Origin of the sequence: Streptomyces sp. NPDC088197 (assembly GCF_044741185.1) — a bacterium.
In the GTDB taxonomy this organism is placed as follows: Bacteria; Actinomycetota; Actinomycetes; order Streptomycetales; family Streptomycetaceae; genus Actinacidiphila.
This window is the reverse complement of sequence record NZ_JBIUSD010000011.1, coordinates 200,541-227,038: the sequence shown is the minus strand read 5'-3', so window position 1 is coordinate 227,038 and position 26,498 is coordinate 200,541. Positions and strand designations below refer to the sequence as shown.

The 26,498-nt window shown below is 71.6% G+C and carries 21 protein-coding genes and 2 pseudogenes; 13 read left to right on the top strand and 10 right to left on the bottom strand.

The genetic code is table 11. The features are described from left to right. The first annotated feature begins 674 nt into the window (after positions 1-674). From ACIOC1_RS25480 to ACIOC1_RS25470, 3 genes are all read left to right on the top strand, one after another. On the top strand, positions 675-1,115 hold the full coding sequence (locus ACIOC1_RS25480) for a hypothetical protein (protein WP_401856458.1): 441 nt from the start codon (positions 675-677) through the stop codon (positions 1,113-1,115). A 241-nt stretch (positions 1,116-1,356) separates the two neighbouring features. Continuing rightward, positions 1,357-2,199, top strand: a complete 843-nt coding sequence (locus ACIOC1_RS25475) for a hypothetical protein (RefSeq protein WP_401856457.1) — start codon at positions 1,357-1,359, stop codon at positions 2,197-2,199. A 47-nt stretch (positions 2,200-2,246) separates the two neighbouring features. Further along, a complete protein-coding gene (locus tag ACIOC1_RS25470) occupies positions 2,247-2,546 on the top strand; it encodes a hypothetical protein (protein ID WP_391046191.1) in 300 nt (99 codons plus the stop codon). 15 nt (positions 2,547-2,561) lie between these two features. On the opposite strand, the pseudogene ACIOC1_RS25465 reads toward ACIOC1_RS25470, so the two are convergent. Beyond that, positions 2,562-3,226 (bottom strand): annotated as a pseudogene (locus tag ACIOC1_RS25465) (IS5 family transposase). A 903-nt stretch (positions 3,227-4,129) separates the two neighbouring features. On the opposite strand from ACIOC1_RS25465, the gene ACIOC1_RS25460 reads away from it, so the two are divergent. Then, a complete protein-coding gene (locus tag ACIOC1_RS25460; protein WP_401856456.1) occupies positions 4,130-4,741 on the top strand; it encodes a hypothetical protein in 612 nt (203 codons plus the stop codon). Between the two features lie 183 nt (positions 4,742-4,924). Here the strand turns inward: ACIOC1_RS25460 and ACIOC1_RS25455 are convergent, their stop codons facing one another. After that, on the bottom strand, positions 4,925-5,752 hold the full coding sequence (locus ACIOC1_RS25455) for a class I SAM-dependent methyltransferase (RefSeq protein WP_401856455.1): 828 nt from the start codon (positions 5,750-5,752) through the stop codon (positions 4,925-4,927). 289 nt (positions 5,753-6,041) lie between these two features. Here ACIOC1_RS25455 and ACIOC1_RS25450 point away from each other — a divergent pair, with 289 nt between their 5' ends. From ACIOC1_RS25450 to ACIOC1_RS25410, 9 genes and pseudogenes are all read left to right on the top strand, one after another. Continuing rightward, a complete protein-coding gene (locus tag ACIOC1_RS25450) occupies positions 6,042-7,568 on the top strand; it encodes a multicopper oxidase family protein (RefSeq protein ID WP_401856454.1) in 1,527 nt (508 codons plus the stop codon). Between the two features lie 186 nt (positions 7,569-7,754). Next, positions 7,755-7,922: pseudogene (locus ACIOC1_RS25445) on the top strand (MarR family transcriptional regulator); the annotation flags it as partial. Between the two features lie 228 nt (positions 7,923-8,150). Then, positions 8,151-9,134, top strand: coding sequence for a phosphotransferase family protein (locus ACIOC1_RS25440; protein ID WP_401856453.1), 984 nt, complete (start codon positions 8,151-8,153; stop codon positions 9,132-9,134). A gap of 927 nt (positions 9,135-10,061) precedes the next feature. Beyond that, positions 10,062-10,916: an STAS domain-containing protein gene (locus tag ACIOC1_RS25435; RefSeq protein WP_355342695.1), complete on the top strand. Its 855-nt coding sequence runs from the start codon at positions 10,062-10,064 to the stop codon at positions 10,914-10,916. Next, entirely contained in the window at positions 10,913-11,317 is a 405-nt protein-coding gene (locus ACIOC1_RS25430; RefSeq protein ID WP_355342692.1) for an STAS domain-containing protein, read from the top strand. Before ACIOC1_RS25435 ends, ACIOC1_RS25430 begins: the two co-directional genes overlap by 4 nt. After that, positions 11,314-11,727 (top strand): anti-sigma regulatory factor, encoded by a 414-nt coding sequence (locus tag ACIOC1_RS25425; RefSeq protein ID WP_355342689.1) that lies wholly within the window; start codon positions 11,314-11,316, stop codon positions 11,725-11,727. The genes ACIOC1_RS25430 and ACIOC1_RS25425 overlap by 4 nt, the downstream gene beginning before the upstream one ends. Continuing rightward, on the top strand, positions 11,724-13,064 hold the full coding sequence (locus ACIOC1_RS25420) for a SpoIIE family protein phosphatase (protein WP_401856452.1): 1,341 nt from the start codon (positions 11,724-11,726) through the stop codon (positions 13,062-13,064). Before ACIOC1_RS25425 ends, ACIOC1_RS25420 begins: the two co-directional genes overlap by 4 nt. Before the next feature lie 8 nt (positions 13,065-13,072). Next, positions 13,073-14,416, top strand: coding sequence for a PP2C family protein-serine/threonine phosphatase (locus ACIOC1_RS25415; RefSeq protein WP_401856451.1), 1,344 nt, complete (start codon positions 13,073-13,075; stop codon positions 14,414-14,416). Positions 14,417-14,740: 324 nt separating this feature from the next. Beyond that, positions 14,741-16,702: a hypothetical protein gene (locus tag ACIOC1_RS25410; RefSeq protein WP_401856450.1), complete on the top strand. Its 1,962-nt coding sequence runs from the start codon at positions 14,741-14,743 to the stop codon at positions 16,700-16,702. A gap of 254 nt (positions 16,703-16,956) precedes the next feature. Here ACIOC1_RS25410 and ACIOC1_RS25405 read toward each other — a convergent pair whose 3' ends face one another. The 8 genes from ACIOC1_RS25405 to ACIOC1_RS25370 are packed head-to-tail and all read right to left on the bottom strand — an operon-like array spanning position 16,957 to position 26,308. Next, positions 16,957-18,021, bottom strand: a complete 1,065-nt coding sequence (locus ACIOC1_RS25405; RefSeq protein WP_401856449.1) for a hypothetical protein — start codon at positions 18,019-18,021, stop codon at positions 16,957-16,959. After that, positions 18,018-19,226, bottom strand: a complete 1,209-nt coding sequence (locus ACIOC1_RS25400; protein ID WP_401856448.1) for a ring-opening amidohydrolase — start codon at positions 19,224-19,226, stop codon at positions 18,018-18,020. Before ACIOC1_RS25400 ends, ACIOC1_RS25405 begins: the two co-directional genes overlap by 4 nt. Next, positions 19,223-20,662, bottom strand: a complete 1,440-nt coding sequence (locus ACIOC1_RS25395) for an amidase (RefSeq protein ID WP_401856447.1) — start codon at positions 20,660-20,662, stop codon at positions 19,223-19,225. Before ACIOC1_RS25395 ends, ACIOC1_RS25400 begins: the two co-directional genes overlap by 4 nt. Next, complete coding sequence (locus ACIOC1_RS25390; protein ID WP_401856446.1) at positions 20,659-22,311, bottom strand: ABC transporter substrate-binding protein; 1,653 nt, start codon at positions 22,309-22,311, stop codon at positions 20,659-20,661. The genes ACIOC1_RS25395 and ACIOC1_RS25390 overlap by 4 nt, the downstream gene beginning before the upstream one ends. Then, positions 22,301-23,389 carry an oligopeptide/dipeptide ABC transporter ATP-binding protein gene (locus ACIOC1_RS25385; RefSeq protein WP_401856445.1) on the bottom strand — a complete coding sequence of 363 codons (1,089 nt, stop codon included), beginning with the start codon at positions 23,387-23,389 and terminating at the stop codon, positions 22,301-22,303. The genes ACIOC1_RS25390 and ACIOC1_RS25385 overlap by 11 nt, the downstream gene beginning before the upstream one ends. Then, positions 23,386-24,282 (bottom strand): ABC transporter ATP-binding protein, encoded by an 897-nt coding sequence (locus tag ACIOC1_RS25380; RefSeq protein ID WP_401856444.1) that lies wholly within the window; start codon positions 24,280-24,282, stop codon positions 23,386-23,388. Before ACIOC1_RS25380 ends, ACIOC1_RS25385 begins: the two co-directional genes overlap by 4 nt. Then, on the bottom strand, positions 24,279-25,214 hold the full coding sequence (locus ACIOC1_RS25375) for an ABC transporter permease subunit (protein ID WP_391162970.1): 936 nt from the start codon (positions 25,212-25,214) through the stop codon (positions 24,279-24,281). Before ACIOC1_RS25375 ends, ACIOC1_RS25380 begins: the two co-directional genes overlap by 4 nt. After that, the gene (locus tag ACIOC1_RS25370) at positions 25,211-26,308 is read right to left on the bottom strand and encodes an ABC transporter permease (RefSeq protein WP_355342656.1); all 1,098 of its coding nucleotides are present in this window, start codon (positions 26,306-26,308) and stop codon (positions 25,211-25,213) included. Before ACIOC1_RS25370 ends, ACIOC1_RS25375 begins: the two co-directional genes overlap by 4 nt. Between the last annotated feature and the right edge of the window lie 190 nt (positions 26,309-26,498).

Genomic DNA, 26,498 nt, shown 5'->3' with positions numbered 1-26,498 from the left:
CACACGGAGAATGCGAACGCGACAGGCATTGAGCCGTACGCGCGTATCGCCAGTTCATCTTGGTTGGTCTGGAATTCCCGGGCGCTGCCGGAGGCGTCGTGACGGTCGGCGCGCCCCCTCCGTTTCCTCCGCCTGCCATCCCTCCTCCACCACGTCCCCGAGCCGCCATCCCGAGACCGCCCCTGACCACCCGTCAGCCGGAACATCCGCAGGCCACACCCCGTGCCCGTGCTCCGCTGGGGGGCAGGGCAGGTGCATCGCCTGACTCGCCGCAGGTTCGGGCGCTCGAACCGTTACCACATCCGAGCCGGTACCACCTCGCGGCATCCGGGGGCGTGGGATCTTCCGTTGCTGATCTTCCGTTCACGCTCGCTCTGCGCGACGAAGAGGCCATCCGTCGGGAACTGGAAGCTTTCCCAGCCGCCTTCAGTCTGCGAGTTCTGTGGCGGGGGCTGGATTCGTAGTCACCTGTTTGACCGGTCCGGCAGGCGGGGGCACGCGGGGAGCCGCCTACTGGGGATGGGTGCGTGGTGCCGGGCCCGCTTTACGAGCCGGCTTCCGGGACCCGCGGAGATCTGTTCGCACGAAGGGATGTTCCTGTGCCAAGTCAACTCACGCGTGGCAAGCGGCTTGCACTGTGCGCTGCCGTAGGAGCGGTTGTGGCGGCGGGGGGTGTGGCTGCTCTGGGCTACGGTACGGCCGCAGCGGTTCCGCAGGCAGCGGCGCGGCACACCGTATCGCCGAACCCCTGCACAGCCCAGGACCATCTGCTCACCATCGCCGTTACCACGGACGCCAAGAACGTCGCTGCCGGCGACCGCCTGTGGGACAGCCATGCCCGCTTCGTCAGGAGCACTCACCAGTCCTTCCTGGTCACCTACGGCCTTGCTAAGGGTCCGGAGCGGGCCGACCCGCTGGACCCGGCCTCGGCGCTGACGGGTCGGACGGTGTACGTCCTCAACGAGTGCTACCGGACCAGCGCCGACATCAGCAGGCACTGGAAGATCACCTCCACGCGGTGGCCCGAGTTCCAGGCCGTCCTCGACTGGATGCACACGCCGGGCACGCAGGTGGTGACCCTGCACGACGGGCAGGTCAGAAACTCCCTCTGGTAGTCCGCGACCCGGCGGCAGTCGGGCGGGCAGGGCTGGTCGGCGCGGCGCCTGACTCTAGCTGTCGGCAGTCGACGGCCGGTTCGTCCACGTCAGCGATGCTGGGGCCTTCGGGCGGCGCCCGCTCCGGCGTCTCGCGGCCTTCGGCCGTGGCGGCGCGCAGCCCTGGGGGCGGTATTCCTGAGGCTGCGGGTTCTCGGCGACGGGGCCTCCGGGCAGGGTGAATGGGCCGTTTCCGTTGGTCGTGTCCCACGAAGATCAGGACGGCGGTCCAGTGGACCGGCGGTCGCCAGTTCTCGTATCGGGCGCATGCCAGTGGGGCGACCGGACCGGCGTCCACCACGTCCTCAGCCGCGCCGAGGAGCTCGCCGAACGGCACGATGTTCCCGACACCATGACGCCGTGCGTCTCGCTGTCCCCCTACGGCCTGACCCGTACCCGCGCCAGCGCCGCGACCGCCCACCTGGCCCTCGGCGACAGCTCGCAAGCCCTTTTCCGCGCCGGGCAATTCGCCGAGGTTCCGGCAGACCCGTGGAGCCGCGCACTCGTCAGCCTCGACGCCGCCACTGCCTACCTGGCCGTACGGGACGTAGAACGCGCGATGGAACTGTGGGCCGCCGCCATCCGGCAGCCCGCCGGACCGCCGATCCCGTCCGTCGTCACACGCGCCCACGAACTCGCAGCCCGCGCCACCGCCCGCTGGGCAGAACTGCCCTCGGTCCAGGACGACACCGAGATCCTCAGAGCCTGGTCCGCGACCCCTGCTGTCGCCGGCTTCGCAACACCTGCCACCATGATCGCAAAGCCGGTCGAGGGAGGGACATCAGCACGTGTGGACCGGCCCGGACAAGCGGCCGTTTCCCGCCGACCAGCCGACCCGCCGCCCGACCTCGACAGTACGGCATCGGTGGCCGCACACGACTGGGCCGCGTTCACCGATGTGGAGGTCATGACCAACCACTGGGACGGGCCGGGCTGGACCGAAGCGACACGCGCCTACTACTGGCTCGTGCACTTCACCGATGCCCCGGACCTAGGAGCTGTCCGGCCGATCATTGATGGCGTGCGTGCGGCTGCTGCTGCATGAGATCGAAGTCGATTGCTGGGCGCCTGGTGCTGCGCGACCATCGTCGGATGAGTATGGATGAAGGTCGAAAGCTGACGCGGGTCGTGCAGACGTGTTCTGGCTGCCCATCGCAGTGGGATGCCTGGACGGCGGACGGCCACTACCTGTATCTCCGATACCGGCATGGCGAGGGCAGCGTCGAGTGGCACCCCGGCCCTGACTTTGATGACAGTCCGGAGTCTTGGAACGAGGGTCGCTCGGGGCTCCTGACCGAATGGGACGACGGCACCGGCAGCGGCGTCATCAGCCTTGAGGACTTCATGACGGCAGCCGGCCTAGTACTTGCGCCGGCAGCTTTGGTGGGTTGATGTCATGACACGCGGTCAGGTGCGGAGCCTGATGACAAGGGCGGCTGGCGTGACGGTGCCGAGGAAGACGTAGCCGCGCTTGTGGTAGCGGGTCGCGACAGCGCGGAAGTTCTTCAGCTTGTTGATGGCCCTCTCGACAGTGTTGCGGCTCTTGTACCGCTCCTTGTCGAAGCCGGGTGGCTGTCCGCCTCGCGATCCCCTGCACAGGCTGGCAGCCTGGCTGTCGGTCTTCTCCGGGATCGTGTGCCGGATGCCGCGCCGCCGCAGGTACTGACGGCAAGGACCGCTGCTGTAGGCCTTGTCGGCTGCGGCGCTGTCGGGCTTTTTGCGGTGTGGGCCCGACCCGAGCCGCGGAACCCGGATCTTCTCCAGCACTGGAATGAACGGGGTGCAGTCGGCCCGCTGCCCCGGTGTGACGATCAGGGACAACGGACGGCAGAAGCCGTCCGCGCTCAAGTGGATTTTGCTGGTGAAGCCGCCGCACGAGCGCCCCAGTCGATCTCGCCCACCGCGTCATCTGCGGCTGGACCTGCCGCATCGGGCGTTCCCAGGTACCGTCGGCCGACCACAGCCGATGGCGGTCGTAGACCGTCTTCCCACCGACCGTTGCTCACCGGCAAGAACGGCCGCAGCCGTTCCCCCTCGGCATCCGACAGATCGCCGCGTTCTCCCCGCCCCATAGCGGGAACAACGAGCAGATCAGGAGACGGTCACATGATCGGCCGGACAGCTCCTAGCAGACCAGGCAGAGCGCAGCCGGACCGTCCTCACCGGTCTGGGGCTTCGACGCCATCGATCGCACCGGCTCTCGGCCGCATCGGACGGGCCCACGACGTCACCGAACACCAATTCGCCCGTCTCGTTGACCTGGCCGGACACCACCTGCCGTCGGCGGCTACCGCGCACGCCATCCCCATGACAGGCTCCCGCGGCGCCGTCCGATACAGCCTCGCACCTTGGACCCCCGTCCGTCGGCTCCACTCCCACCTCGACACAGCGACCCGCGCCGCGGAGCTGTCCGGCCTACACCCCACCCCGACGCTGCGCCCCCACATCGGCATCGCCTACTCCAACCGAGTACAGCCCGCCGCTGCATGGGGTTCCACGCGGGCACGGCGGGCCCGGCTGGCACGGAGAGTGCCTACTACGTCCAGCCCCTTGGTGCTGGACCGAGTCTCGCGACCGCCCTGAACAACGCATTGCGTTCGGGGTGTTGGAACACGGCGGCGACGTTCGACTGTCAGATGCCGCCAGGTGGCGCAGACCGGAGAAGGGACGTCTTGTGAGGCGCGGGCCCAGGTTGCCAGAGAGCAACCGGGGACCACACGCGGTGCGCGGTGGTGAGCGATGGAGGACTTCGCGATTTGGTGATCAAGGAGTCGCAGGTTCACATCCTGTCGTCCCGACGGTGCACGAAGGGCCCGCCGGCCAGGTCAGCGCCACTTCACCCTGGACCAAGATCGTCTCAACCGGCGGTGAGCCCGCGCGGCCCGGGGCTGCCGGTGAACTACCAGCGCAATAAGGTGAGTTGAGCCTCCGGGCAGTACCCTGTGGTGCTTTGCGGCGACCACAGGGAGATCACGATGCACTACCGGAATCCCCGTTTCGAGCACTGGCCGGTCTACGAGGACATCACCGACACCTACTACCGGCACGGCCGCTTCTTCTACGGCGAGGACCGGGACGGCCACCTGCGGGTGGGGCGCGTCGTGGCCTTCTACCGGTACCTGCATCCCATCAACACCTCTGCCGTAGAGCCGGTCGTGCGCTTCGTCGGCACCGGCGGGGTGGAGGGCGAGCCCGAGTACGTCTCGCTGGGTGAGGTGACCGAGCGGTGGTGGATCGGCCGGACCGCCGAGGACGTCGAACAGGCGTGGCGGGCGGCATCCACGACCGGGGAGTGGCCGCAGCCGCAGACCGGCGGGCCGGGACAGCACCCCGCGGCACCCTTCTACGTCGATCCGGCGCACTACCTGCTGTACTACGCGGCCCGTGACGACGACCGGTCCTACCTCGGCCGGGTCGTCGGGTGGGATCCGCCGCTGGATCGCAATGAGCTTCCCACGCCGATCGTGCGTCTCTACCAGCCGGACGGCAGCCTGGACGAGGAGGGCCAGTACGAGGGGCTGAACCTGCCGGTCGGCGGTTACGTCGCCGGGACGCTGGATGCAGCCCGGGACTACCTCGACAAGTAGCGCTAACGGGTGCCACATGCCCTGCCGCGCGAGGGGAGGCGCGGCGGGGCGCTGTCGAGCCGCTGTTCGCGGGAAATGCCTGGGCCCGCCGCCATTCGGTGGAGCGTGCCCAGTCGTGGCGATGCGGAATCTCCACGCCCACGGCCGAGTCCACGGCCGATCCGCGCGCACGGCGCGGGTGGCTTACTCGGCGCGTTGTCCGACACGGAGGACGCTCAGATAGCGGCGTGCTGCTCGGTTGCCCATCCGCGTGCGGACGCGCTCGGCTACCGCGTCGAGCAGGGGCTCACGGATGTCGCGGTCGAGCCTCCGGTACAGCGACAACGAGCGGAGGTGATCGGCAAAGCCGTCTCCGTCGAACCATTGCACGGTCGGGTACCAGCGCACGATCGGGGGGCCGAACAGTCCTCCGGGATCGTCGACCAGGCCCCAGCCCTCGTCGGTGGCGCGCACCTCGTCCTCCAGGGGAGGACGACGCCAGTCGGGGTTCCCGGGGCAGAGCTGCTCGTGGAGATCGGCGGTCTCGGCGTAGAGCTCCTGCTCTCCCGGCCGGCGGACGACGACGTGGCCGAGCACCGCCATCCAGCCTCCGGGACGGAGCACGTCGTGCGCCCGTTGCCAGCCGATCGACGGGTCGACCCAGTGCCACGACGACGCGGCCACGAGAGCGTCGAAGCGTCGGCCGCGATCGTCCCACTCCTCGAACGTCGACGTCTCGACGTCGACGTTGCCGAAGGACGCGATCCGTTGGCGAGCGAGCGCGGCCATCTCCGCGCCCGGCTCGACGGCGGTCACTGAGCAGCCGAGTGCTGCCAGCGAGCGCGTCGCCTGACCGGTGCCGCAGCCCACTTCCAGCACCGACGACCTGTCGTCCGTGCCGGTGACGGCGACAAGGTCCGCGAACAGTTCGTCGGGGTAGCCCGGCCGGACCCGGTCGTAGAGCTCCGGCACCTCGTTGAACACCCGGCCGAGGTCGCGCGGATTCGGGCGCATCTCCGGAGTATCGGTCATGGGCGTACAAGCTATGAGGTTCGTCCACGGGGACGCCACTGGTTTAACGGCGGCTCCTCGACAGCAGCCGTGTCGGTCCTCTCTGTCTGCCCTGCGCGACGGCCCCGCAGCGGTCGCGGCGGTGTGGGACAGGTGGAAGGCCGGGGCGAGGTGCGGCGGGCCGGCGCCGACGGCCAGAGCTTCCCGGAGTGACGCGGCGCATCAAGGGTCAGGCGTGTCGTGCTTGTAGGCATTTGCGCATTTCGCGATGCTTGACGCGACATTGGTCGGCATCGTGTGGAGGCGTTTCATGGGTTCATCACGTGGTGTCAGCCGGCGTGCGCTGCTGGCGTCGGCCCCGGCGCTGGCGACGGGGGCGCTGCTCGCGCCCCGGGCCGCAGCCGCGCCCGCGCCGTTCCCGCAGCCGCCGGTCATCCGCTCCAAGGGCGGCGTCCTGTCGACCTCTCTGCGGGTCGCGTTCACCCGCGGCGTGCTGCCCGGCGTCGGCAACGTCAACCTCCGGCTCTACAACGGGCATGTGAACGGGCCGACACTTCGGCTGCGCCCGGGCGACGTGCTCGACCTGGAGCACGTCAACGACCTGCCGCCCAACCCCGACCAGACCTCCCACGCCGACCACAACGTCCCGCACAAGTTCAACTCGATCAATGTTCACACTCATGGCCTGCACGTCTCGCCGACGGGGGACGCGGACAACGTCTTCCGCGAGTTCACCCCCTACGACCCGCGCAACGGCCTGAACACGCGCAGCTACCGCAGCCGGATCGAGATTCCCGCGGATCACGAGGGCGGCACGTTCTGGTACCACCCCCACGTACACGGAGCAGCCGCCGTCCAGTTGTCCAGCGGGCTGATGGGCGCCCTGATCGTCGAGGGGGCCATCGACCAGGTCCCGCAGGTGGCCGCCGCGAGCGACCTGGTGATGTGCGTCGGCGAACTGAAGCTCGCCCGGGGCCAGGTACCCGACCTGCACGCCGAGGACGATCTCAGCTCGGTTCCCTCGACCTTCGTGGTGAACGGGAACTACCGGCCGCAGGTGCGGCTGCGCGTGGGCGAGGTACAGCGCTGGCGCCTGGTCAACGCCTCCGCGTTCACCGTCCTGCCGATCGAGGTGGAGGGGCACACCCTGCACCAGATCGCCATGGACGGCATCGCCTTCACCCGGCCCGTGGAGCGCGAGCGCGTCACCCTGGCCATGGGCAACCGCGCGGACGTCATGATCCGCGCACAGCGCCCGGGCAACTACCGGATCATGGCCGGGGACACCCTGCTGGCCACCATGACCGTGCAGTCGGGACCCGGCGTACGGATGGACCTGCCCACCGAGCTGCCCGGCCCCGCGCCGTTCATCGACCCGGCCGAGGTGACCCGGCGCCGGGCCCTGACCTTCCACAGCGACATGGACGCCTTCCCCGGGCAGGCGTTCACCCACGCCTTCCGCATCACCGGTGACGGCGCGACCCCCGCCACCCGCGACGCGGCTGACCCGTCGGATCCGACCTACGGGCGATTCGACCCCTCCTACGTCAACCACACGCTGCGGCTCGGCGACACCGAGGAATGGACGCTCACCAACGACTCCGCCAGCCACGCCAATCACCCCTTCCACCTGCACACCAACCACTTCCTGGTCACCGCCGTCGACGGCCGCGCACTCGACACACCCGTCTGGCAGGACACCGTCGCCATCAACAAGTCCGGCTCGGTGACCCTCCGCGTCCGCTTCAAGGACTTTCCCGGCCGGGCCCTGGTGCACTGCCATCACCTCCAGCACGAAGACCGCGGCATGATGCAACTCATCGAATACGTCTCCTGACCAGGGCGGGGACCAAGTCTGCTTCTCGACGCCCGGCCAGCCCTTCTCGGTCGTCCCTGCCCCGGAGACCGGCCGTCGAGCCGCTCTTCACCGCAGGCCAGCGGACCGAGGGCGATCCGGAGACCCTGACCGTGCTGGACGCCGCCTACACCGCCCGTCGGTGCCCGCCACCAGGTGGTCGGGGCAGCGGGCAGCGCTCTGCGGCTCACGGATGCCGGGGACGCTGCCAGGGCGCGGTTGCGCGAGCTGGTGACCGAGCTGCGCGGTGTGGTCCACGAGGGCATCAGCGACGAAGGGTACGTAGTCGCGCTCAAGGTGCTGCGCAAGATGGTCGCCAACGTCGAGCGCAGCAAAGCCTCCGGGTCGGCTTCTTCCTCTCGGCCTGCCGCCGAACCGGTCGGGGGAGACCATGTGCGTAGGGTGCGGAAGCCGGTTGACGGCGGCGCTGGCCAGCGTCTTGGGCATGGTCGAATCGACGTCTGAGGGGTACAGGTTCGAGGCGGCACGCCGAGCGGGCGAACGGGACCGTCGTGGGCGGTGGCCATGGGATGCGTCCGTAGGTGAGGTCGGTAGCCTGCCTTCATGGTTTCGGGCGAGGGGGCCGGGCACATCGGTGCCGATCTTGAGGGTCAGGGCTGGGGTGCGACGCGTGCCTGGGTGGAGAAGGGGCTGTCAGCGGCCGAGCGCATCGAGGACGTCGTACGGTTGCGTGGCGGCTGGACGTCGGAGATGCGCCGCCTGGGCATCCGCGGGCCGGGCGGTCGACGCTCACTAGTCCTGCGGTCCTTTGCGAAGCCCTTCTTCGTCCGGCACGCGGAGGGCCTGCTGACCCGCGAGGCAGCCGTCCTGCGCCTGCTCGGCGACACGGACGTGCCCGCAGCCACGCTTGTGGCGGTGGACGCAACGGCGCGCTACTGCGACCATCCCTCCTTGCTGATGTCCCTGCTGCCCGGGACCGTGGGCCTGGGCGATGAAGGGGCCGATCGGCGTGCCGAACTGCTTGCCCGTCAATTGCTCCGCATCCACCGGCTGCCGGTGACCGCGGAGGCCCGGCCGCGCACCTATCAGGCGTGGACCTCTCCCGAGCGGGTGAGCCCGCCCGAAGACACCGAGCGGCCTGAGCTGTGGCAACGGGCCGTGGACGTGATCCGCCGCGAGCCCCCGGACTACCGGGCCTGTTTCCTGCACCGGGACTTCCATCCCGGCAATGTCCTCTTCACTGGTGACGGCGACGGTCTGCGGATCAGCGGCGTCGTCGACTGGGTGGAGACCTCGTGGGGGCCGGCCGACCTGGACGTGGCGCACTGCTCGACGGCCCTGGCCCTGCTGCACGGGGTTCCCGCAGGCATGCTCTTCGCCGACCGCTACCTCGAGGCGGGAGGAACGCTGGCCGAGGACCGCGCCGCGCATCTCTACTGGCGTCTGCTGGACGCGTTGGCCTTCGCTCCGGACGCCGAGAAGGTCGCCATCCCCTGGCGCGAGGTGGGCCGTGCTGATCTGACCCCCACCCTGCTGACCAGGCGGCTGGAGGGATACCTCCAGGCCCTTTTCGACCGGTACGCATGAATCCGGACCGGTGGCCCGGCCGCCAGCGGTCCTGGGCGGACGCGATCAGCGGCGGTCTCCCGCTGCGGCAAGCGGCTCAGCCACGCGGGAGCGGTGGGCGTTGACCGTCTCGTCAACTGCCTGACCGAGGTTGGCCCCAGGAGATACCGGTCCCCGACCTGCGGTGCAGGCGGCGGCGGTGTTGCCGTAGAGCGCGGACTGAGAGGCACCGCTCGGCGAGGTCGTAGGTGGTGTGCGGCACCGAGGCGACCGGCTGGGCCTGGTCGGTGTTGGGCGCGACCGGCAGGGTCTGCGTCGTGGAGGGGTAGGACAGCCGGGCCACCGAGTCGCCGGGCCGCACCGGCGGCTGGGCTGGTGATCGACGTCGGCTTGTGCGCGGTGTAGCCGAAGGACGTCGTGCGGTTGAGGGTGTCGTTCACCGAGGCCAGGTCCCCGGAGCCGTTGACGGCGTAGGTCACGGTGCGGACCGTACCGTCGGATGCCGTCTGCTTCAGGGGCGCCGTAGCGCCATTGAGCAGATCCCGCGCCCCGCCGGCGGCATACGTCTCCGCGAAGAACTTCGCCGTGACCTTCCTCATGACATGACCCGCGTTATCCGGGGAATGGCCGTGCGCGGCCGGAGAAGCGAGGCCGCCCGGCCAGGGGAAGGCGCAATGCGAAGGAGAGGCCGAGGCGCGGGAGGGTCGGCGATGCCGCCTCGTGCTCGGGGGGCGGGGCGTTTCGACTTCGGCGTCGTCGACCAGAAGGGTTTGACCCGGTTGGTGGGCTTGGCGTCTCTCGTGATCGTCGGTGGTACGGGGGGCGGAAGGGGCGTCGCTTCCTGGGGGAGCGGAGCGGCGGCGCCTCGGGGGATCACCCGGCTGCCTCTCACCCGTATGGCTTAGAGTTCCGCGAGGATCGCTTGATCCCGTTGAGAGAGGATTCCCTGTGGCTGGCAAAGACATCGCTAAGCGCTTGATCGGTCTGCTGTCCGTCCGGGGTGAGGATCTGGCCGCCGAGTGGGCCGACAAGGTGACCGGTTCGCTCGGCGGACGGGTGAGCCGTTCCGAGGTCGAGCGGGAGCTCCGGGAGATCTACGCCGCGCTGCTGGCCGCGCTCGGCAGCGGGAGCGTGGACGGGCACGACGAGGCGTTCGGCGAGGTACGTGCGCTGCTGACCGAACTGTCGCGGAACCGGGCCATGCAGGGCTTCGCTCCCACCGAGACCGCCGTGAGCGTGTTCGCGCTCAGGGAGGTCCTGGCGCCGGCGCTGGAGGGCGAGGACAGCGACCCGCAGGCGTACCTGCAGTTCGCCGCGCTGCTGGACACGCTCGGGCTGTTCACCATCGAGGTCTACACCCGTACCCGCGAAGGGCTGATCGCGGCGCAGGCGGAGCAGTTGCTGGAGCTGTCCACCCCGGTCGTGAAGCTGTGGGACGGCGTGGTCGGCGTCCCCCTGGTCGGAACCCTGGACTCGGCGCGCACCATGGTGGTCATGGAGAAGATGCTCCAGGCACTGATCGACACCGGGTCGGAGCAGGCGATCATCGACATCACCGGTGTGCCCGCCGTGGACACCGAGGTCGCCCAGCATCTGCTGAAGACCGTCGTGGCGGCCCGGCTCATGGGCGCCGAGTGCACGATCTCCGGCATCCGCCCGCAGATCGCCCAGACCATCGTGGCGCTGGGCATCGACTTCGGTGACATCGTCACCAAGGCCACGCTGGCTGACGCCCTGCGGCACGCGCTGCGCCGTTCCGGAGTCACGGTCTCCCGTACGGCGCCGCAGGCCGGTGGCCGATGAGCGAGCAGGTACCCGTCCTGCGGATCGGGCAGGTACTTCTGGTCTCGATCCAGACCGACCTCGACGACCAGGCCGTGATGCGACTCCAGGACGACCTCGCCGCCGCGGTGGTGGACACCGGCGCGCACGGGGCGATCATCGACATCACCGCCGTGGAGATCGTCGACTCGTTCGTCGGCCGCATGCTGGCCACCATCGCCAACCTCGCCCGGCTGCTGGACGCCCAGACCGTCGTGGTGGGCATGCGCCCCGCCGTCGCGATCACCCTGGTCGAACTCGGCCTCTCGCTCGGCAACGTACGGACCGCGCTCACCTTGGACAAGGGCCTGCGCATGCTCGAACACGACCGCGTCGGGCACGGCTTCGAAAGCACCGTGCCGGACGCAGCGGCTGACGCATGAACGGCGCCTCCCGTACCCCGGAGGTACTGGAGATCACCGCCACCACCCAGGTCGTACAGGCCCGCCAGTTGGTGCGCGCGCTGGCACAGGAATGCCGGTTCTCCCTGGTGGAGCAGACCAAGCTGATCACCGCGGCCAGTGAACTGGCCCGCAACACCCTCATCCACGGCGGCGGGGGCACCATGACCGCACTGCTGGTGGAGCAGCACGGACGGCGCGGCGTGCGGCTCGTCTTCACCGACGACGGACCGGGCATCGCGGACATCGACCTGGCGATGACCGACGGCTGGACCTCGGACAGCGGAATGGGCCTGGGACTGCCCGGTTCCAAGCGGCTGGTCGACGACTTCGTACTGGAGACGACGCCCGGCGAAGGCACCACCGTCACCATCACCAAGTGGGTCCGATGACGACCCCCGGTTCCCCCGGGCTGGCCGACTGCGAGGACGTGGCCTGGTTCCGCGACCGGCTCGACGCCGCGCGTGGCGCGGCGGCGGCGCTCGGCCGCCGGATCGGCCTGGGCGATCAGCGCACCGCCGAGTTGGTCCTGGCCGTCTCGGAACTGGCGGCCAACATCACCAAGCACGCCGTCGACGGCTCCCTGCTGCTGCGGGTGCTGCGCAGCCACGCCGAGTCCGCGGGGAACGTGGTGGCAGGTGTGGAGGTGATCGCTGTCGACAGCGGTCCCGGCATGGCCGACGTCTCCGCCGCCCTGCGGGACGGGATGTCGACCGCGGGCACGCTGGGCATCGGCCTGGGCGCCGTACAGCGTCTCGCCGACACCTTCGACATCCACTCCCAACCGGGCGTCGGCACCGTCCAGTTGGCCCGCTTCTGGCCGCGCTCCGCGGCGCCCGCCACGGCCGGGGAACCCGCCGTCGGAGGCATCACCCGCCCGATCAGCGGCGAACAGTCCTGCGGCGACGCGTGGGCCGCGCGTATGGACGCGCGGACAACGGCGCCGCGCGGCCAAGCGCCGGCAGCCCCTGACCAGGCCGCCGGCGCACCGCCCAGTTGGTCGGACCTGACCAGCCCCCGTCCCACCGCGGTCAGCGCCGCGGACGCCGGCCTCCGGGCCGGTCCGTGGCCGGGTTCGGGCGGCCGTCCGGCGTCGGCACACGGAGGCGACCGTCCGGCGTCGGCACACGGGGGCGGACGTCCGGCGCCCGTGCACGGGGGCGGCCGTCCCGCGTCGGTGCGCGGAGGCGGACGTCCCGCGCCCGTGCGGGGCGCCGTGCCAGGGCCCGGCGAGGGCCTGCTCGTCATGTCCTGCGACGGACTGGGCCACGGCCCGCTGGCCGCGCTGGCCGCACAGGCGGCCGTCCAGGCGTTCCGCACCGGATCCGGTCATACGCCCGAGCAGGTGATGGAAGAAGTGCACCGCGCGCTACGCGGCACCCGCGGCGCCGCCGTAGCCGTTGCCCGTCTCGAGCCCGACGGGCGGGTGCTGTTCTGCGGCGTCGGAAACATCACCGCGGTCCTGCTCACCCGGACCACCCGCACCACGTTGCTGTCCCACCCCGGCATCGTCGGCCACCAGACGCACCAACTGCGCACCCATGAATACCGGATGCCCGCACAGGGGGCGCTGGTGATGCACTCCGACGGGCTCAGCGAACGCTGGAAAGGCGCCGATCTGGCCGGGATGCTGCACCATCCGCCCGCGGTGATCGCCACGGGGCTGCTGCGCCTGGCCGCGACCCGCCGTGACGACGCCAGCGCAGTGATCGCCAAAGCGGCCCAGTGAGCCCGCCCGTGTCCGACCGCCTCAGCCCGACCCCGCTGCTGGTCACCCCCATCAGGACCGAGCGGGACGTGTTCGCGCTGCGCCGCCACGCCAAGACCATCACCGAGGCGGTCGGCCTGGACAGCCGCGACCAGGTACGTCTGGCCACCGCGGTGAGCGAACTGGGCCGGGACCTGCTCCGCCCGGCGCCGATGACCGCGGTCTTCAGCATGCGGCAGGAACCGCCCGTTCTCCTCACCGTGTTGCAGTGGGGCGACGACCGCGCCCCCAGCCGCGAGTCGCTGACGGCCGTCACCCGGCTGCTGCCCCAAACGCGTTACGAGACCGCCCCCGCCGCTCCCGCGCGGCCCCCGTCGGGCCCCGGCCGCGTCGAGATCGCCTGCCCGATCCCCGAACTCGCCGCCCGCGACCTGCGGATTGAGCAGGTCCGCTCGCTCCTCGCGTCCGCGAGCCCGGCCAGCGCGATCGACGACCTCCAGGCCCAGACCCGCGACCTGATCGCCTCACTCCAGGAAGCGCACGCCCAGCGCGACGAACTCGAACGGCTCAACGACGAACTGACCGAGACCAACGCCGGCGTCATGGCCATGTACGCGGAACTCTCCGTCGAGCACAAAGACGTCGTCGAGCGCTACAGCCAGGAACACGAGCTCGCCCTGGCTCTGCAGAGTACGTTCCTGCCCGCCACCCTCCCACAGGTCCCCGGCGCCGAACTCGCCGTGCGCTACCTGCCCTCCGCCACCACGGCCGAGATCGGCGGTGACTTCTACGAAGCCGTCGACACCTCCCGAGGGCTCCTCCTGGCGGTCGGTGACGTGGTCGGCCATTCCCTGCAAGCCGCCATGGTCATGGGCGAACTCCGCCACGCACTGCGCGCCTACGCCGCCCAGGACCACCCCCCGCACGTACTGCTGGAGCAGCTCGATCGGCTCCTGGGCCTTCATCGGCCCGGATGGACCGCCACCGTCTGCATCGCGCTGGTCGAGCCCGGCAACGCCTGCCTGCGTATCGCCAACGCGGGCCATCTCCCGCCGCTGCTCCTCCACCCCGACGGCACCTATCGCTACCTGACCGAACACGGCCCGCTGCTGGGCCTGGGCCTGCCCCATCCCCCCGCCACCGCGCACCCCGTCGAACCCGGCAGCCGACTGCTCATGATCACCGACGGGCTCATCGAGACCCGCGACAGCATCCTGGACAAACGCCTCGAACTCCTCGCCGCCACCGCCGCGGCCGGCCCCCGAGAACCCGACGCCCTGTGCTCAGAACTGCTCGACACCTTCGGCGCCGAGCCCGACGACGACATCATCGTCTTCACCACCCGCCTCACCCCGCCCCCAGCGGAGGGATGAGTGTCGCCGTCGGCCGTGGTCCTGCCCGGGGCCGGGCCGGGCCGTGCCGCCGGGTGAGACCCGCCGCACCCCCGGCGATCGACGGTGTCGACGGCCCGTGCCGCCGACTTCGGCGATGACGTGGCGGGCCGTACAGGGTTGCCAGCACCCGGCATCGTGGTCCGTTGCTCCGTCCTGTCATCATGACCACGGCGCGGGAGTGGGGGCGTCGTGGTCCGCATGAGGGCATCCGCGCCATGTGCCTTCCACCGGTGCTGTGCCGCCTCGCTCCGATGTGCGCGAGCATGCCGGGCGCAAGAGCGCTCGCCTGAGACAGGAGCCGTAATGGCACTGAAGATACGCACACCGAAGACTGCCGCCGTGGCGCTCGCCGCCACCGTGGCCGCGGTCTCGTTGGGCACCGCCCTTCCCTCCGCCGCCGCCGGGTACACCGCGTCGGCGGGACCGTGGAGCGCGGCCGTCGCCCTGACCGGAGCGGACGGCCAGCAGACTCTCATCGATGTCCAGGTGGCCGGTGACGGCGCCGCGTTCGCGCTGTGGCGGGACAAGGCCGCCGGGGCCACCGGTTGGGACTTCCGGACCGCCGTACGGCCTGCCGGAACCACGACATGGAGTGCGCCGCACACCCTGGCGACCGGGCGTGCCGAGAATTCCGCGGCCGTCCTTGCCGTGAGCGCCGACGGACGGGCCGTGGTGTCCTGGCTGGACGGCAGTGGCGCGGACGGTTCGCTGGTCGCCCTGGCCGCGGGCTGGAACCCGGCCACGGCGGCCTGGTCCGCCCCGGCCACCCTCGCCGCCTGGGACGGCCTGGACATGTCCACGCCCCGCCTGGCCGCGGCGGCCGACGGCACCTTCACCGCCATCTGGGACCAGGGCGACGGGTACCGTAACTACGATGTGAGAACCGCCGCCCTCGCCCCCGGCGACCAGGCGTGGTCCGCACCCCGGACGCTGGCTTCCACCACGACCGGATCCCTCTGGAGCATCGACCTCGCGGTGGCCCCCGGCGGCGCCGCCACCGCGGTCTGGGATGAACTCAACCGTTTCACCGGCGAGCACACGGTCTCCACCGCCACCCGCACCTCGGCCCGGTCCAGTTGGAGCGGTGCCTCCGTGCTGCCCGGCACCGACGCCACGTCAAGTGACGTACAGGTGGCGATGGACGCCAAGAACGCCTCCACCGTGCTGTGGCGCAACGGCGCCAACGACCTCAAATCCGCCACCCGCACCGCTCCTTCGGGTAGCTGGAGCGCAGCTCAGACCGCCGTTTCCGCCATCAACTACAGCGACGGAAGCGAACCGTTGGCCGCGCCCAACGGTGACGTCACCTACGTGTGGACGGGCTGGAGCCCCACCGCCGGTGTCCCCGTGGTGCAGACCGTGACCCGTACCGCGAGCACCGGGACCTGGTCGGCGCCGAAGACGCTGTCCACCGGCTACGTGAACTGGCGGGTGGACGCCTCCATCGGCGCTGACGGAACCGTGCAGGTCGTGTGGCCGCAGGTGCCGAGCATCGACAACGGCAACGACCACTACCTCGAGTGGGCGGTGCGCGCCGACGGCACCTGGAGCCAGGCCACCGCTTTGAACAGCACACCTGTCGTCGACGTCCCCAACACCGACGCCCTCGCAGGCGAGGTGGCTGCCGGACCGGACGGCCGGGCCACGGTGCTGTGGCGCAAGGCCGAGTACGTCGGCAGCGGCGGCTACACCTCCCAGGTGTGGTCCGAGGCGCAGACCCTGTTGATGGTCAAGCCACAGATCACCACCAACGCCGCGGTGAGCGGAACGGCCCGAACCGGCTCCACCCTCACCTGTTCCGCCGCCTGGAACGGCACCAACGCCAAGGCCGCCTTGGCCTGGTTGCGCGACGGCGCGGTCATCTCCGGTGCCACCGCCAAGACCCGCGTCCTCACCTCTGCCGACTACGCCCACCAGGTGTCCTGCCGGGTCACGGTCAGCAACGGCGCGGGCTCCGTCGCTTCCACCTCGCCCGCGCGGAAGGTCGAGGTCGGCCCCGCGCTGAAGACCACCACCGCGCCGTCGATCTCCGGCTCCGTCAAGGTCGGTCACAAGCTGACGGCTGCCCGCGGCACCTGGTCGCCGTCCGCCACTTCCTACACGTACCAGTGGAAGCGCAACGGCAAGACCATCAAGGGTGCGACCAAGTCCGCCTACGCCCTGGTGAAGGCCGACCGCGGCAGGAAGATCACGGTCACGATCACGGCCCACCGCAGCGGCTGGACCAATGGCGCGGCCACCACAAAGCCCGTCACCGTGCGCTGACCCGACGCGGGCCGGTACCACCGGCCCGCGTCCGCCGGTCCGGAGCCCGGTCGGCTCAGAGGTGGTGGGCCAGCCCCGAGTCGGCATGTCCAGGTGGGCGAACGCCGCGCGCGTCAGCGCCGGAGGCCGGGCGACGCCACGGCGGCGACCGGGGCCGAAGGGTCGGTCTCCGTGCCCGGTCGCCTGCCTCGCTGACCCGCGGGGACGGTGTTCCGTGAGGTGCGCCGCCCGCTGACGGGATCAGCGGGGGCGGTTCAGCCGATGCCGAGGCGGCGCATTGTCAGGCAGGCCAGGGCCACGTCGCAGGCGGCGACGCCCTGGACGATGCCGAGCACCCGTTCGTCGGGGTGCGTGCGGCCGGGGAGGGAGCCGGCGGCGACGGCGGGGAGGGAGCCGGTGAGCCGGGCGTCAAGGGTCCGCGGGGGCAGGCCCGCCGCGAGCCAGGAGGCGATCGAGCCGATCTCCCGGGCGTAGCCGAGATCGTCGACGAAGAAGCGGTCGGCCGTCCCGGTCCCGTGCCCGGTGGCCTCCGGGGCGAGCACGGCTCCCGCGACGCCTCCGCACCCGGCTGCCTCGGCGGCGTCGGGGGCGGGGGCCCGGGTGCCGTACGGCGTCGGCCCAGTCACGATCTCGGCCGCGATCTCCGCGCCGCCGCCGAGGCCGAGCAGCGTGACGCCGGGCCCGAAGTGCCGCGGGTGGACGACGGGTTGGCGGGCCGAGGTGAGGGCGACGACGATGTCCGAGCCCGGTGCGGCGGCGTCCAGGCCGTCGTACGGGGTGAGGGTGGCGCCCGGTGCGACGGGCTGCCGGGCGACGAAGTCGGCGGCGGAGCCGGCCGTGCGCGCCACCACCCGGATCTCCTCCAGCGCGAACGCCTCGGCGAACGCGGCCGGGACGAAGGCGGCGATCTGTCCGGCACCGACCAGCGTCAGCACCTTGCTGTCGGGCCGGGCCAGCAGCCGCGCGGCGACGGCGGCGGAGGCCGCCGTCCGCAGCCGGTGCAGCCAGGTCTCCTCAACGGCGACCAACGGGCGGCCGGACTCGGTCTCCAGCACCAGGCACCAACTGTTGCGCCCGCCGGTGTGGGTCGGGGTGACCCGCACCCCGGCGACCCCGTACCGGTCGAGCAGCGCGCCCTTGAGGCCGAAGCCCCGCGTGCCGCCGCTCACGCCGAGCCGGGTGATGGTGGGGGCGGACAGGGAGAGCCGGTCGGCGCCGAAGTCGGCGTAGGTGGCCTCGACCACCTCCAGCGCGTCGGCGACGGTGATCACCGACCGTACGTCGGCGTCACCGACCATGGGCAGGGTCGGCAGGCTCATACGGCGCCACCCGCCGGGGAGGCCGCGACGGAAGCCGGTACGCCGCGCGGCGGCACGTCGGTGGCCGGCGCGCCGGAGACGGGCGGCCCGACGATCGCGACGCACAGGCCGCCCCCGTCCGGCGCCTGGTGGACGGAGTTGGCGGAGATGAACATCCGCCCGGTGCCGAGCACCGCTCCCGCCACCCCGCTCATGATCGCCCGGACGTGCTTGTCCGGGTCCAACTGGCTGGTCAGCACGGTGGTCCGGGCGCCACGCAGAGTGCCGTCCCGCCGGTTGCCCGCCTTGATCAGCAGGGCCGCGACCTGTCCCGGCTCCCGTACCGTCCCGTCGGCGGTCAACTCCGCGCCCGCCGCGGCCAGGACGCGGCGGATGCCGGGCGCGTCCAGGACGTCGGCGAGCAGGCCGGAGACGATCCGGAGGTCGCCGCCCGCGCCGGGGCGGTTGCCGAACACCAGGACCTCGACACACGCGGCCTCCGAACTGGAGAAGACCATGGTGCGGCGCGAGTGCAGGGTCAGGTCACGGCCGAAGGCGGCCGGGACGACGTCGGCCCGCTCCACCTCGCCGAGCGCGAGCGCTGCGCCGAGCGCGCCGACCGCCTTGGCCTCGGCGGAGGTGACCCGCATGGGCTCGTCGTGTGCGGTCAGCGGCGTCTTGACGACGGCCAGTGCGACGTCGGCGGGGTCGAGACCCGCGTCCGCGACGGCCTCCGCGACGGCCTGCTCGGCCAGCGCGACGTGTTCGGCCGAGCCGATCTCGGAACCGCGGATCCGGCGGCTGCGCCCGATGCCCACGCAGAGCGTGCCCGCTGGGCCGGGCGCCCCGCGAGGAGCCGGGGCCGCCTCCCCGCCGGTGGACTCCGCGTCGTCCGTGACGGCAGCGGCCTCTGCGCCGTCCGCGCCGTCCGCGCCGTCCAGCTCGACGACGAGATAGCCGAACGGCGTCATCGCCCCCTCGGAGCCCGTGGAGTGCAGGAACACCGAGCGTTCCAGCAGGTCCCCGCCGCCGTGCGCGAGCACGGCCTCCCGGGCCCGCCAGGACGCGAGTTCGCGTGAGAAGTCGTTGGTCTCGGCGCTGCCCTCGGTCTTCACCAGCAGAGCGAGCCGCCGTATCCGTGCCGGGTCGTGGGCGCTGAGCACAGCCACCAGCCCGTCGGTGTCACCGGGCCCCGCGGTGTCGAAGGAGTCGATCCTGACTGTCATGCTCGGGCGCCTTTCGGAAGGGGGGCGGCGACAGCCGGCCAGCGGTCGGCCCAGCCGTACGCGGCCTCGTAGTCGGATGCGAGGTCCAGCAGCGCCCGGTCCGCGCCGTACGGGCCGACGAGCTGGAAACCGATCGGCAGGCCGGCCGGGGACGGCGGTCCCGGCAGGCTGAGAGCGGGCACACCGGTGGCGTTGGCGATGCCGGTGAACACCCGCTGGTAGGGCGGGGCGAGCTGGTCGGCGGCCCAGGGCATCGCCCCGGCGACCGGGGTGAGCAGCAGGTCGGTGCCGGTGAAGAAGTCGGCGAGCTGCGCGAACAGGTCACGGAAGGCGTCGAGCGCGTCCACGTAGTCCGCGGCGCTCAACGAGCGGCCGTGCTCGACCATCGGCGGGTAGATGTCGCCGACCGCCGCGCGCCAGTCCGGGTGACGGCGCATCAGCCAGGCCAGGCCGGTGGTGCCGATGGTCCGCCAGTGGGTGTCGAACCGGCCGAAGTCGAAGGGCACTTCGCCGGTCTCCACCCGGTGGCCGAGCGCGCTGAGCCGGTCGGCCGCGGCCGTCAGCGACGCGGTGATCTCCGGTTCGACCGGATAGTCGCCGAACCGCCCCACCATCCTGATCCGCAGCGACCGGCCGCGGAAGGCGGGGCCGTCCGGCACACCGAGCGAACGGCGGTCCCGCGCGTCGGGCCCGGCCACCGCCCCGAGCAGCGCGGACAGGTCCGCCACCGTACGGGCGGCTGGTGCGATCACCTCCAGGTCGTGCAGCACGGTCGGCAGGCCGTCGAGCCGGGCGACCCGGCCCAGCGTCGGCTTGAGCGCGACCAGCCCGCAGTACCCGGCCGGCCAGCGGATCGAGCCGCCGCCGTCGGTGCCCAGCGCCACCGGCCCGACGCCCGCGGCCACCGCCGCCGCGCCGCCGCCGGTGGACGCGCCGGTGGTGAGCGCGGGATTCCACGGGTTGCGGGTGGTGCCGTGCAGCAGGGTGCTGACATTGCCGAGACCGAGGGTGAACTCCGAGACATTGCTCTTGCCGAGGATCACCCAGCCGCCGGCCCGCAGCCGTCCGACGCACAGTTCGTCGCGCTCCGGGGTGCGGTCGGCGTAGAGCCGGCTGCCCCAGGCGCAGGGCATCGCGGCCACCGGGATGTTGTCCTTGACCGTGAGCGGCACGCCGTCGTACGCGCTCAACGGGGTTCCCGCGCGCCACCGTTCACCGCTGGCGGCGGCGGACCGCCGGGCGGCGTCGAAGGCGCGGTGGGCGAAGACGTTCAGACGCCGGTCGATCTGCTCGGCGTGCTCGACCACCGCTTCCAGCACTTCGGCGGGCGTGGCCGAGCCTTCGGCGTAGGAGGCGGCGAGTTGCCGCGCCGAGCGGCGCCACAACGGCTCGGAGCCGGACTCCCCGGTCGACGGCCCGGCCTGCCCGGCCGTCACTTCTTGGGCTCCAGCGTCCAGTAGAGGGTGACGGGCTCCGGGGTGAAGGTCAGGCCGGACACCCCTGAGGCGCTGACCAGGGTGCGGCCGGTGACCACCAGCGGCAGGAACGCGGCGTCCTGCGCGGCGAGTTGCTGGATCTTCTCGTACGCCTGGTCACGCGCAGGGCTCGGCGCCGCCATGGCGAACTCGCCCTGGAGCCGGTCGATCTCCGGGATGCTGGTGCGGGAGAAGTTCACGACCCCGCCGGTCACGGTCCACAGCTTCACCGGGGTCTTGGCGTCCTCCACGTACGTCGACAGCGTGGTGAGCACCATGCCGTCGTCGGCGCTGCCGCCGGTCTTGGCGGTGGCGCGGCCGATGATCGAGGTGATCAGCGCGGCCGAGGTCTGCGGTTGCAGGGTGACGTCGACGCCGATCGGCTTGAGCGCGCTCTTGATGAGCTGGGCGGCGGTCGCGAAGTCGGTGTTCTCGCTGGGGTAGCGGAGCTTGGTGGAGACCGACGGGTTCCCGGCCTGCGCCATCAGGCTCTTGGCCTTCGCGGCGTCGCCGTAGTCCTTCCACGCGGCGCTGTAGCCGGGGGCGCCGGCGGAGACGTAGGAGTCGGCACGCTCGGCCTGGCCGTAGTAGACGTTCTTCACCAGCGCGTCGTACGGGAGTGCCTCGGCGACGGCGCGCCGCACCAGCGGGTTCTTGAACGGGCCCGCGTCGGAGGCGAGTTGGAGGTAGAGGTAGCTGGAGGTGTTGGCGTGCTGGACGTTGAAGCCGGCCGACTTCAGCGAGGTCGCGTCCCGGGGGCTCAGGCCGTACTGGGCGATGTTGACGCTGCCGCCGCGCAACAGGCCCGCCACATTGCCGTCGTTGACGACGCGCAGTGTCACGGCGGAGAACTTCGGTGCGTTCAGGGCCGCGCCGGGCACCGCCGCGAGGTTCAGCGACTGGCCGGTCTGCCGGCTCTTGACGTAGTACGGGCCGCTGCCCGCCACGTGGCTCTTCAGCCACTCGGCGGCGATCGGGTCGGACGGGCCGGCGTTCTTGAGGGCGGCGGCGGAGTCGATGACGCCGTACCAACAGGTGCGCAGCGTGGCGATGTTGACCTCGCTGGCCTTGATCGGTTTGCCCGCGCTGTCCTGGTAGCGAATGGCGACGTGGGTGGCGTCGGGGGCGGTGATCTGGGCGGCGTCGAAGACACCGCTGTTGTTCAGCTCGACGGCGCCGTTGAGCTTCAGCGCCCGCTGGAGCGACCAGACGGCGTCCTTGGCGGTGACCGGGTTGCCGCTGGGGTAGAACTTCAGGCCGTCGCGGAGGGTGAAGGTGACGGTGTCCCCGGCGATGGTCCAGGAGGAGGCGAGGGCGGGTGCGGCGGCGAGGCCGCTGGAGGCGGAGTGGCCGCCCTGGGCCGTGGTCTTGTAGCCCACCAGGTTCTGGTAGACGTTCATCGCCAGCTCTTTGTCCTGGTCGGTGTTGACGTTGCCCGGGTCCATGGTGGAGATGTCGCTCGGCCAGGCGGCGACCAGCGCCGCGGGCGGTTTGGCGGCGCTCTGTCCGGTGGTGCCTGCCGAGGACGAACAGGCCGTCAGGACGGCGGCGACCGCGACCGCGGCCGTACCGGCCAACAGCCGGGCGCGCTGCGGAGATCTACTGGTCATCTGAGTCTTGCCTCTCTCTTCGCGCGGCCGAGAGGTCGGCGCTGACCTGTCGGTGGGTGATGGGGCAGGCGGCGTCGTGCGTGCCGCCGAAGGACAGTTGCGGGGGCCTTCCGGCCGTGCAGGACTCCTCCGCCAGCGGGCAGCGGGGGGCCAGCGCGCAGCCGGCGGACAGGTCGAAGGGGCCGGGGTTCTCGCCGCTGAGCCGGATGGCGCGGGTGTGGCCGCCGTACGCGGCGACCGGGGCGGCGTCCAGCAGCGCGCGGGTGTAGGGGTGAGCGGGACGGCGCAGCACCTCCTCGGTGGTGCCGGATTCCACGACCCGGCCCACGTACATCACCTGCACGCGGTGCGCGATCCGGCGTACGGCCTGGAGGTCGTGCGAGATCAGCAGGTAGGCGATGCCGGTCTCGCGCTGGAGGCGGGCCAGCAGGTCCAGCACGACGCCCCGGGTGGAGGCGTCGAGCGAGGCGGTGGGCTCGTCGAGGATGACGGCCCTGGGCTGGACGGCCAGCGCGCGGGCGATGCCGATCCGCTGCCGCTGACCGCCGGAGAGCGCGGCCGGCCGCCGGTCCAGGAGGTCCTCGGACAGCTCAACTGAGGCCAGCAGCTCACGGATTCGGGCCTCACGCCGAGGCGCGGGCATCCGCAGGTGCAGCCGCAGCGGCTCGTCCAGGATCGAGCGGATCTTCTGCCGGGGGTCGAGGGAGGAGCGGGGGTCCTGGAAGACCATCTGCACGTCCCGGTACACCTCGCGCCGGTCGCGGAAGGACGACAGCGGGCGCCCGGCGACGGTCACCCGGCCCGCGGCCGGTTCGACCAACCGCAGGATCGACCGGGCGAGCGTGGACTTGCCCGAGCCGCTCTCCCCGACGACGGCCAGTGTCTCGCCCGGCCGCAGCACCAGGTCCACGCCGTCCACGGCGCGCAGGGTGTGCCGCAGGCCCCGGCTGCGGACGGTGAACTCCGTCCGGAGGCCGTCCACTTGGAGGACCGGTTCGGACCCGGCCGGGGCGGACGCGCCGACGGCGGCCGAGTGGGCGGCGGAGGCGGAAGAAGCGGGTACGGCGGACGAGGTCATGACGGCCTCCCGGAGTCGTCGTCAACGCGGTTGGCGGCCAGCAGGAGTTGGGAGTAGTCGGCCTGCGGAGCCCGGAAGAAGTCCTCGGCGGCGGCCTGTTCGATCACCGTGCCGCCCCGCATCACCACCACCCGGTCGCAGGTCTCGCCGACGACGCCCAGGTCGTGGGTGACCAGGCACACGGTGAGCCCGTCCTGCCGGGCCAGCTCCACGACAAGTTCCATCACGTCGGCCTGGGTGGTGACGTCCAGCCCGGTGGTCGGCTCATCCAGCAGCATCATCCGGGGGCGGCACAGCAGTGCCATCGCGATCATCGCCCGCTGCGCCATGCCGCCGGAGAACTGGTGCGGGTACTGCGCCATCCGCCGCACGGGGTCGGGGATCCGGACGCGTGCCAGCGTCTCGGCCACCAGTGCGCGGCCCGCGCGTTTGCCGAGGCCGTGGTGGAGCCGGGCCACGTCGGTGAGCTGGCGGCCGACGGTGAGCACCGGGTTGAGCGAGGAGCGGGCGTCCTGGAAGACCATCGCGATCTGGCCGCCGCGCAGTTCGCGGTAACCGGCCTCGTCCAGGCCCAGCAGTTCCTTCCCGTCGAAGCGGATGGAGCCCTCGACGGCCAGCCGGGGCGGGCACAGTCCCATCACGGTGAGCGCGGTCAGCGACTTCCCGCTGCCGGTCTCGCCGACGATCGCGGTGATCTGCCCGCGCGGCAGCTCGAAGCTCACATCGCGCAGCACCTGGACGGCGCGCGCCCGGTCGCCGTGCCCGGAGCTGAAGGCGCCGGACAGGCCGGCCACGGTGAGCAGCGGGACGCCGGGTTCGGCGCCGGACGCGTTCCCGGCTCCGTCGGCCAGGGGCGCGGACGGCTGTACGGCCGCGCCGGAGGTGGCGCTCATCGGTCGTCCTCCCGTTCCAGCAGGCCGTCGCCGAGCAGGTAGAAGGCGGCGGCGAGCAGCAGAATGCAGACGCCGGGGAACAGCGAGATCCAGTACGCGTCCGGGGAGTCCTTGCCGCCCGCGATCATCGAGCCCCACTCCGGGCTGCCGGGTTCGATCCCGACGCCGACGAAGCCGAGACTGGAGACCACGATCGCCACCCAGGCGGCGTTGACCGCCGCGTAGGACACCAGCGGGGTGAGGCCGTTGGGCACCAGGTGCCGGGCCAGGACACGCCGTCCGCTGTTGCCCGCCAGCACGGCGGCCTCGGCGAACTCCCACGACTTGCGGCCCTTGACCTCCGCGCGCAGCAGCCGCAGATAGCCGGGCAGTCCGACGAAGGCGACCACGACGATCACATTGGCCAGGCCCGAGCCGAGCGTGGTGACCAGCAGCAACGCCAGCAGCAGCGCGGGGAAGGACTGGAGGATCTCGGTGACCCGCATGATCACCGCGTCCGCCCAGCCGCCCCAGTACCCGGCGACCGCGCCGAGCAAGCTGCCGATCACGAAGGCGATGGCGACCGCCACCAGGGTCAGCCACAGGTCGGTCCAGGTGGCGGCGAGCGTCTTGGAGAAGACGTCGGACCCCGCCTGGTCGGTGCCGAACCAGTGCTTCCCGCCCGGGGACTGGTACGGCAGCCCCACGCCGGGCTGCTCGGGGTCGTACGGCGTCCAGATCCTGCCGACCGCGGCGGCCACCAGCAGCACGGCCATCAGGCCGAGGCCCAGGCGTACGGTCAGCGAGTCGGCGCCGCCGGCGCCGGGCAGCAGGCGGGTCAGCCGACGGCCGGACGGGCGCCGGTCCTGGACCGGGCCGCCGGGCCCCGCGGGCGGGCCCGCTGAGGGGGCGGCGGTCAGGTCGGCGGAGGGCACGGGGGCCGGGGCGGTCATGAGCGGATCCTCGGGTCGGCCAGCGAGTAGGCGAGATCGACCAGTGCGTACAGGGCGACGTATACGACGGCCGCGTAGAGCACGAAGCCCTGGAGCGCGGGGAAGTCGGACTGCTGGACGGCGGTCAGCGCGTACTGGCCGATGCCCGGCCAGCCGAAGACCCCCTCGACCAGCACCGCGCCGGTGAAGGCGAAGGCGACGCCGCCGGCGATCATGGTGATCACCGGGAGCAGCGCGTTGCGGAGCGCGTAGCTGCGGTAGATACGGGACCGGCTGAAACCGTAGGCGTGCGCGGTCCTGACGTACTCGCTGCGCAGCGCCTCGACCATGCCGGACCTGGCCACCCTGGTGATGGGGGCGAAGATGCCGCAGACCAGGACGACGCAGGGCAGCACCAGTTGGAGCAGGGCCTGCCGGACGGTGTCCCACTGCCCGGCCAGCAGCCCGTCGATGACGTAGCTGCCGGTGACGCCGGGCGGCGGCGCCAGGCCCGCGGGCAGTCGGCCGATGGGTCCCGGCAGGATGCCGAACCGGACGAAGAACAGCGACAACAGCACCAGGCCGAGCCAGAACTGCGGCATCGCGAGCGCCGCCACGGTGACCACCCGGATCGCGTGGTCGGCGGCCTTGCCCCGGCGGACCGCGCTGATCACGCCGAGCGCGGTGCCGAGCAGGACGCCGATGATCAGGGCGGGTACGGCCAACTCCAGCGTGGCGGGGAGCCTGCTGGTCAGGTCGGCGCTGACGGCGCGGCCGGTGCCGAAGGACGTACCGAGGTCGCCGTGCAGCAGATCGCGCAGGTAGATGAGGTACTGGCGAGGGATGCTGTGGTCCAGGCCGAGGGAGGACCGCACCTGGGCCCGGACCTCCTCGCTCGCCCCGGGCGGTACCAGCAGGCCCGTCGGGTCCGGCGCCACGACGCGGGCCACGACGAACGTGAAGGTGACCACGCCCCAGACGACCAGCACCGCGCCGCCCAGTTTGCGGGCGACCAGCAGCAGGGCGCCTCGTGGCAGCAGGCCACGGGACGGGGACCGGTTCGGCGGCCTGGCGGCGGCCGGAGGTACGGCCACCTCGATGTCGGAGACGGTCATCAACCCCCCTTCCCTTATTTCCGTGAGACGGAAACGAATATTCCGCACTGCGGATTCGACAGTATTGGAAGGCCCCGGTCCGGCTGTCAAGGGTTTGGTGCCCGATGACCTTGCGAATCGGCATTCCCGCTGCGCAGTCTGAGGAAGTGTCATTGACAGGGGGCCGGTGCGGCTCCGATACTCCAGTGGT

What these genes read in the sequence shown, in the direction of transcription:
- ACIOC1_RS25470 (WP_391046191.1), top strand. Translation starts at nt 2,247, where the DNA reads ATGAGTATGGATGAAGGTCGAAAGCTGACGCGGGTCGTGCAGACGTGT.
- ACIOC1_RS25460 (WP_401856456.1), top strand. Translation starts at nt 4,130, where the DNA reads ATGCACTACCGGAATCCCCGTTTCGAGCACTGGCCGGTCTACGAGGAC.
- ACIOC1_RS25455 (WP_401856455.1), bottom strand. Translation starts at nt 5,752, where the DNA reads ATGACCGATACTCCGGAGATGCGCCCGAATCCGCGCGACCTCGGCCGG.
- ACIOC1_RS25450 (WP_401856454.1), top strand. Translation starts at nt 6,042, where the DNA reads ATGGGTTCATCACGTGGTGTCAGCCGGCGTGCGCTGCTGGCGTCGGCC.
- ACIOC1_RS25440 (WP_401856453.1), top strand. Translation starts at nt 8,151, where the DNA reads ATGGTTTCGGGCGAGGGGGCCGGGCACATCGGTGCCGATCTTGAGGGT.
- ACIOC1_RS25430 (WP_355342692.1), top strand. Translation starts at nt 10,913, where the DNA reads ATGAGCGAGCAGGTACCCGTCCTGCGGATCGGGCAGGTACTTCTGGTC.
- ACIOC1_RS25425 (WP_355342689.1), top strand. Translation starts at nt 11,314, where the DNA reads ATGAACGGCGCCTCCCGTACCCCGGAGGTACTGGAGATCACCGCCACC.
- ACIOC1_RS25420 (WP_401856452.1), top strand. Translation starts at nt 11,724, where the DNA reads ATGACGACCCCCGGTTCCCCCGGGCTGGCCGACTGCGAGGACGTGGCC.
- ACIOC1_RS25410 (WP_401856450.1), top strand. Translation starts at nt 14,741, where the DNA reads ATGGCACTGAAGATACGCACACCGAAGACTGCCGCCGTGGCGCTCGCC.
- ACIOC1_RS25405 (WP_401856449.1), bottom strand. Translation starts at nt 18,021, where the DNA reads ATGAGCCTGCCGACCCTGCCCATGGTCGGTGACGCCGACGTACGGTCG.
- ACIOC1_RS25400 (WP_401856448.1), bottom strand. Translation starts at nt 19,226, where the DNA reads ATGACAGTCAGGATCGACTCCTTCGACACCGCGGGGCCCGGTGACACC.
- ACIOC1_RS25390 (WP_401856446.1), bottom strand. Translation starts at nt 22,311, where the DNA reads ATGACCAGTAGATCTCCGCAGCGCGCCCGGCTGTTGGCCGGTACGGCC.
- ACIOC1_RS25385 (WP_401856445.1), bottom strand. Translation starts at nt 23,389, where the DNA reads ATGACCTCGTCCGCCGTACCCGCTTCTTCCGCCTCCGCCGCCCACTCG.
- ACIOC1_RS25380 (WP_401856444.1), bottom strand. Translation starts at nt 24,282, where the DNA reads ATGAGCGCCACCTCCGGCGCGGCCGTACAGCCGTCCGCGCCCCTGGCC.
- ACIOC1_RS25375 (WP_391162970.1), bottom strand. Translation starts at nt 25,214, where the DNA reads ATGACCGCCCCGGCCCCCGTGCCCTCCGCCGACCTGACCGCCGCCCCC.
- ACIOC1_RS25370 (WP_355342656.1), bottom strand. Translation starts at nt 26,308, where the DNA reads ATGACCGTCTCCGACATCGAGGTGGCCGTACCTCCGGCCGCCGCCAGG.